Origin of the sequence: Burkholderia sp. LMG 13014 (assembly GCF_905232215.1) — a bacterium.
Lineage (GTDB): Bacteria > Pseudomonadota > Gammaproteobacteria > Burkholderiales > Burkholderiaceae > Burkholderia.
Map to the genome: position 1 here is coordinate 1 of NZ_CAJNKE010000382.1, position 5,909 is coordinate 5,909.

The window sequence follows — 5,909 nt, forward strand, 5'->3', positions numbered from 1 at the left end:
GTCGGTCCAGCCCGCTTCTCGCAAGATTCCGTCAGACAACGGAGCGAGTTGCGCCATGAACGCGATCGCGGTCGCCGCGTCGGTCGCGTCCTTGATCGCGACGACACCCTCGCGGACGGCCTGCTTCTGGATGTGCTGCGCGGATGCACGCGCCTTGATCGCTTCGGCTTCGGCGCGCGCCGCCTTCGCCTCGGCCTCGCGCAGGTTCGCCATTGCGAGCGCGTCTTGATACTGCTGCTCCTGCTGCTGCGCCTGCTCGCGCTGCACTTCCTCCGGCGTCGGCTCGGTCGCGTCCGGGTCTTTCTGGCCGTTCACCGACCGGATGCGCTTCACGAGCTCGTCGCGGTTCGGGATGTCCATGTTCTCGACGAGCAAGTCGAGCATGGTCAGTGCGATCTGCGGCGGCATCTTGCCAATCAGCTCCATCAGCTCGGCGACGGCCGCCTGGCGCATGGTCGCGCGCCATTCGGCCTCATCGATGATGAAGTCGGCCTTCGTGCGCGTGATGTCGTTCTCGGGCAGGCCGTCATTGACCGCCACGTATTCCGGGTTGCCGCGGCTGTTCGTGATGCGGAACTGCTTCTCCTCCGTCATGAACTGCTCGATGAGACTGAGAACCTTCTCGCCGTGCTGCTGGAACGACAGCCGCAGGTTGTCGAACAGCTTGTTCGTCGCGACACTGCCCTGTTCCTGACGCGCTTGGATCGCGACACCTGACACAGCGTTCGTCGAGCGGCCCAGCAGCTCATCCGTGACGCCGCCGACCTGCTGGATCATCTGCATCGAGCGCGATGCAAGGTCGAGATGCTCCGGGCCGAGGTCACGATCGACGTTGAGGATGATCTCCTTGCCCGGCTTCTTGACCAGCACCGCGTCCGGCCGGGACACCTCGCGGCGGAACTCGTCAAGGTCGTCAACCGCGCCCTCATCCATGATGACCTTGTTGGTCGAGAGGATGTAGAGCGCCTTCGACAGACGCTTGTTCACGTCGTCCTGCATGCCACGCATGAAGCGGATCACGCCATAGGGCATGCCGTCGCGCGCGCGGCGGAACCCCCAGATTGGGGTAAAGGGGTAGCGGTTGTGCCGGTACGGGCTCGCGCCGGCCCAGATGAGGTCACGCGTGGTCATGATGGCGCAGTGCATGCGCATCATCGGCGACTCGGCGAGCACGGCGCGTCCCGTCGCGACTTCGAGCTGGTGCCGCTCGTCGTTCGGGTCGAATACCTCGCCGCGGAAGTCGGAGTTGCGGCCGCGCAGGCGGTTCACACGCACCGGCTTGCGGAACCATGCCTCGATCATGCGCACGCGCATCCGCGCGTAGGCTTGCGCGCCGGCGACGGAGTTGTTCATCGAGCGCTCGTACTCGTTCGAATCCATCGCGTCGTCGCCGTCGATATCGTCCGCGCCCCACGTCTCGTAGTTGTCGACGGCGGCCGAGCGCAGTTGCTCTGCGCGGTTCGGGAAGATGGAGATCGCGACGTCGAGGTCGACCCACTTCACTCGGAACATGTAGCGGCAGTCGTCCGCGTCGAGCCGCCGGTAGGTGCTGTCCCAGAGCATGTTGCGCCAGCTCTCGGCGCCCTCGTAGATCGGCTCGCCGTCGTTCTCGTCCTGCACCTGCGATTCCAGCCAGCCGATGCCCGCCTTCGTCGCTTCCTCAAACGCCATCGAGCGCTCGAACGGCGTATGGTTCACGTCGGACAGGTATTTGAGCAACGCGGTCTTGCGCTCGGCGGCCTTGCCCCCCTCCTTCCGGCGCGGCAGCACCTTGAAGTCCGAGCGGCCCCGCTTCTCGCTGCCGATGATCCAGTTCACGCTCTGCGCGATGACGTTGTAGACGGTCGGCGCCTGGCCCCGCTCCTTCAGAGCCTCGATCTCCTCGGCCGTCCACTGGATGTTGTCGTAGTAGTCCTCGTCCACCGCCATCTCAGCCCGGTTTTCCTGCTGCCGGGAAAGCTCTTGGCGGTAGAACGAGAGGAGGCGCGCGTGCATGTCCTGCGCCGCCTCGCTGTCCAGCGCGTCGGCTGGCTTCTTGGTCTGCGCAGCAGCCTCGCCGGGGCTGACGTCGCTTTCGTCAGTGCGCGCGGGCACGAGCTGCGTGCTGTCTTCGTCGTTGAGGTCGAACATTCTGGGTTCCCGGTGCGTGCGCCGTCAGGCTTGGTCGATCGGCACGTGGTCGAGAATCTCGACGCTGCGCTTTCGCCCGTCGCCGAAGTCCACGTTTGCGGTTGCGCCGACGACGGCCTCGGTCGGGTTCTCAGGCATCTTGATGAGGTCGAGCAGGTGATCGTGGATGATCCCGCCGATCTTGTGCGCTGCGCTCATGATGTTTCCGTCGAACCCCAGAGCCTTCGCGAAATGCAGCGACACTGCTGCCAGATGGCGCGGATCAGTGTAACGGAACGCTGCCGATAGTGCTATACAGCACGGCACCACACCAATTGTGCGATACGCCGGCACCAGTACGAGGCACGGCTCGTCGTCATCCAGCTCTTCGTCGTAGAGCCATGTCCCGTACATACGGATGTCGCCGAGCTCGCGCACGAACGCGTAGCGCGTCAGGTCGATTGCGGGGCGTGCGGTTTCGATGGTCACGTTCATCTCCATGTTCAGGCGGTGCGCCAGCTACTACGGCGCGGTTTCTTCGATGACGGCTTGCGCACGTTGATGATGCCGGCGGCGTATGCCTGCGCGAACTGACGCAGGGCGTCCGCCGCTTCGGAGTGGCCGCCGGTCTTGTCGGGCTCGCTCATCCAGCGCTGCTGCTGCGCGCTCCACTTCTTCCGGTAGCTTTCGAGGTGGATGATCCCGTCCTTGCACTCCGTCTCGTCGAACCAGAGCAGCGGGAACGCGTCGCGCGTCTGCTGGATACCCCAGTTCACGTCCTCGATGCGTGGCACGATCTCGAACCGCACGCCCGGCATCAGCTCCTCGAGCATCTGCTTCGGGCTCTTGTTCGTCGTCTGGCCCTGCCGCACGTGATCAGCGTCATGTGGCAGCCACATCGTGTCCCACACAAGCCCCAGCCCTTGGAGCCACTTCACGAAATAGCTGTAGGGCTCGCCCCATCCTTCCTTGAAACGGATCGAACGCCACTCGTGCTCAATGCGCTGGAGCACCCAGATCGCCGTGCCGTCGCTGTTGCCGATGTCCCAGAAGGTGAAGCACGGGACGTTGAACAGCACGGGCAGCGCCGACTTGATGCGCCCCTGCTTACGCGCCGCCGTGAGCTGCTTCGCGTAGTACGTGCCTTCGGTCGACACCTGGAACGGCTCATCCGGGGTGGATGGGTACTCTTGCCACATACGCTCCTCGCTTCCAGAAAAGTCCGCGTCGCGCGTGGCGACGTACCAAGCACGCTGCTCGGCGTCGAGCGTCACGCCCATGCGCGCCTCAACCTCTGCGAAATACTCGACGTCGCGCTCGGTGATGACGACGCCAGCCGGGCCCATGCGGTAGTTGGGCTCCTCGAACCACGGATAGAAGTGGAATCGGTAGTCGCGCGGCGTGAGCGGCCGATCCTTCTGCTGATCGAGCGCCTCGGCGCGCTTCGTGATGTCGTAGAACTCGCCCTCGCGGCCCTCGGCCGTCGACTCGATCACGAGGATGCCCGACTTCGGCACGGCTGGAATCGAGCCGGTCACGACCTCCGCCGCCTTGTCCGGGTACTTCGCGCAGATCTTCCCGAACTCGGAGATATGCAGGCGGTGGATCGTGCCGCCGCGGACCGACGTCGCGACGCGGATGCTGCTGTTGTTGTGCCCGAACAGCATCTCCGACTTCGTGCAATTGGCGAGCGGCATCGCCTCGCGCAGCGCCTCGGGCAGGTTGTCGTAGGCGAACTTCACCTTGTCCCGAAAGGTCGCCTCGGCCGTATCGCGATCCTGCGCGATGATGCCGCACCGGCTGTTCGCATTGAACAGCGCGTGGTCGAGCCAGATGATGCAGATGAGGGTCGTGAACCCGAGCTGCCGCGCCTTCAGGATGACGTTGCGGTGCCAGAGGCGGCGCAGCAGGCGGCGCTGCGCGCGGTTCGGACGGAAGTGCATCACGAGCCCTTCGTCGTCTTCGTCCTGGTCATCGCCCTTGATGATGATCTTGTACAGACGCCCCGAGCAGATTCGCCACATCGGATCGGACAGACAGCGCGCCAGCTCCTCCTCTGTCAGAGGCGGATCGTCGATCTCGATCGTTGGCGCTTCGGTCATGGGCGTGTTGTGCGATAGTGCTGCGCCGCACTGTACCGCACTACTCCACACCAATCAAACGACGCCGCGCCCCTGATATTTCAATGCCGCGCGGCTGTTATGTCATTATTTGCACGCCCGCTGTTTCATTGCTCAGGAGGTCGCTATGGTGCCGGAGATTGTATTGGCCGTGATCCGCAGTTTCGCGAACGACGAGACGATCGATCCGCCCGCCGCGGTGCTTGATCTGATTCATGTGCTCGCGCGATCGCATGCGACGATGGACAACGACGATTGGGAGGTGATCGCGGTAGCTGGCGGGGTTCTCTGGCGAGCAACGATGGGTGATGTTGAGGCGACGGCCGATTCCTACGCGGCTCTGATGCGTCGCCTCGGAAAGTGAAGGCGGTCAGGTATCGGCGTGCTCTGCGCGGCGCGCCGCTGCGCGCTCGCTCACCCATGCTTCCGCGTCGTCCGGTTCGCCCAGCGCGCCAGTCTCGCGCCGCCGCACGCACATCGCCGAACACTGGCGCAGCGTGATCTCGACCGCGCCGAGCTTCACGGCCTTGTCCCGGTAGCTCTTGCAGATGTCGAAGTGCTCGCCGTGTGTGCCGATCTTCTGGATGTGCCTCTTCTGCACGCCGATCGCCTTCGCCATCGCCAGCAGCTCCTCGCGCGTGTCCGCGACCATGTGGCTCATCTTCATCACGCGGCCGGATGGCAGCTTGTACTCGCCGAGTGGGTACAGGTACATGTCGTCGACGTAGACGGTCATGGCGTCGGCACCTCCTCGCCGAGCTTGCTGGCGACGAACGCGCGCATCGCGGCGATCAGGGGCGTCGGGCCGATCGACAACGGCATTCCGCCGGCCTTCGGCATGCATGCGCCCCATGCCTTTCCGTAGTCAGCTATGGTGATTGAAATCTTCTCGCGCTCGATGATCGGGCCCGCGCTGCCCCAATACACGTGGAACGGCTGCCACCAGTCCGTGTAGCCGTGCGTCAGCGCCACGCACGTCGGCTTGTCCAGCAGCACGCCGTTGAGCCGTTCGCCCGGCTGCATGATCTTCGCGGCGCAGCCATCGGCCCGCGCGGTCCAGTAGTCGAGCTGCACGCCCTCCAGTTCGCTCACCTTCATGCCGCACCTCGCACGATCTCGTCCGGAACGTCGAAGATGCCGAGCTGGCCTTTGTACGCGATGAACGGCAGCGGCCGCGCGTTGCAGAGGTGCAGCCCGTAGCAGCCATCCATGTGCCACGGCGACGTGCGGTTCGTCGGTGGATCGACGGAAATCAGATCGGCCACGCCGACGATGCCGCCGCGCTCGAGGTCCTGGTCGCGCGGGAAGTAGCTGCGCAGGCCCGCGCGGATCGCGAACGCCATGCAATCCTCGTACTCCTGCCGCGTCATGCCCTTGCTGGCGTGGATCAGCAGCGGCCCGCGATACGCGGTGCGCCACGCCCGGTTCTCGATGTCCTTGTGGCCGGCGGCAATCAGCCATGCCCAAGGTTGTCGGATTGATAAGGCTTTCACTCGATTCTCCTGTTTCTCAGTAAGAACGTTTCTTTCGGGGGCGCGGTGCTCCGCAAAAATCCTCTCCGCGCCCGCCGGTCGTCAGGTCAAATCTGCTTCGCCGTGCGCCTCTCGAAGCGCGCGCCGAGCGCTGTCAGCTCGCGGTCGAGCATGAACATCTCGCGCGCCACGCCGGCGAGCTCGTGCA

7 protein-coding genes are annotated in these 5,909 nt (G+C 64.6%); 1 reads left to right on the plus strand and 6 read right to left on the minus strand.

Translation table 11 applies throughout. The features are described from left to right. From JYJ84_RS26570 to JYJ84_RS26580, 3 genes are all read right to left on the minus strand, one after another. Window positions 1-2,130: portal protein (locus JYJ84_RS26570; protein WP_205189652.1), on the minus strand; the 2,130-nt coding region annotated here is incomplete at its 3' end. Window positions 2,131-2,154: 24 nt separating this feature from the next. Further along, on the minus strand, window positions 2,155-2,598 hold the full coding sequence (locus tag JYJ84_RS26575; RefSeq protein WP_175223117.1) for a hypothetical protein: 444 nt from the start codon (window positions 2,596-2,598) through the stop codon (window positions 2,155-2,157). Window positions 2,599-2,612: 14 nt separating this feature from the next. Further along, a complete protein-coding gene (locus JYJ84_RS26580; RefSeq protein WP_175223116.1) occupies window positions 2,613-4,211 on the minus strand; it encodes a terminase in 1,599 nt (532 codons plus the stop codon). Between the two features lie 145 nt (window positions 4,212-4,356). Between JYJ84_RS26580 and JYJ84_RS26585 the strand changes: the two genes are divergently transcribed. Then, window positions 4,357-4,593 (plus strand): hypothetical protein, encoded by a 237-nt coding sequence (locus JYJ84_RS26585; RefSeq protein WP_175223115.1) that lies wholly within the window; start codon window positions 4,357-4,359, stop codon window positions 4,591-4,593. Between the two features lie 6 nt (window positions 4,594-4,599). Here the strand turns inward: JYJ84_RS26585 and JYJ84_RS26590 are convergent, their stop codons facing one another. From JYJ84_RS26590 to JYJ84_RS26600, 3 genes are read right to left on the minus strand one after another with little or no spacing between them, the layout of a single operon-like run. Next, window positions 4,600-4,965: a DUF4031 domain-containing protein gene (locus tag JYJ84_RS26590; RefSeq protein ID WP_175223114.1), complete on the minus strand. Its 366-nt coding sequence runs from the start codon at window positions 4,963-4,965 to the stop codon at window positions 4,600-4,602. Continuing rightward, window positions 4,962-5,327, minus strand: a complete 366-nt coding sequence (locus JYJ84_RS26595; RefSeq protein ID WP_175223113.1) for a phage protein NinX family protein — start codon at window positions 5,325-5,327, stop codon at window positions 4,962-4,964. Before JYJ84_RS26595 ends, JYJ84_RS26590 begins: the two co-directional genes overlap by 4 nt. Next, window positions 5,324-5,722, minus strand: coding sequence for an ASCH domain-containing protein (locus JYJ84_RS26600; RefSeq protein ID WP_175223112.1), 399 nt, complete (start codon window positions 5,720-5,722; stop codon window positions 5,324-5,326). The genes JYJ84_RS26595 and JYJ84_RS26600 overlap by 4 nt, the downstream gene beginning before the upstream one ends. Window positions 5,723-5,909 lie beyond the last annotated feature (187 nt).

Excerpts from the sequence above, each read along its gene's own strand:
- JYJ84_RS26580 (WP_175223116.1), bottom strand. The coding sequence starts at position 4,211 with ATGACCGAAGCGCCAACGATCGAGATCGACGATCCGCCTCTGACAGAG.
- JYJ84_RS26585 (WP_175223115.1), top strand. The coding sequence starts at position 4,357 with ATGGTGCCGGAGATTGTATTGGCCGTGATCCGCAGTTTCGCGAACGAC.
- JYJ84_RS26590 (WP_175223114.1), bottom strand. The coding sequence starts at position 4,965 with ATGACCGTCTACGTCGACGACATGTACCTGTACCCACTCGGCGAGTAC.
- JYJ84_RS26595 (WP_175223113.1), bottom strand. The coding sequence starts at position 5,327 with ATGAAGGTGAGCGAACTGGAGGGCGTGCAGCTCGACTACTGGACCGCG.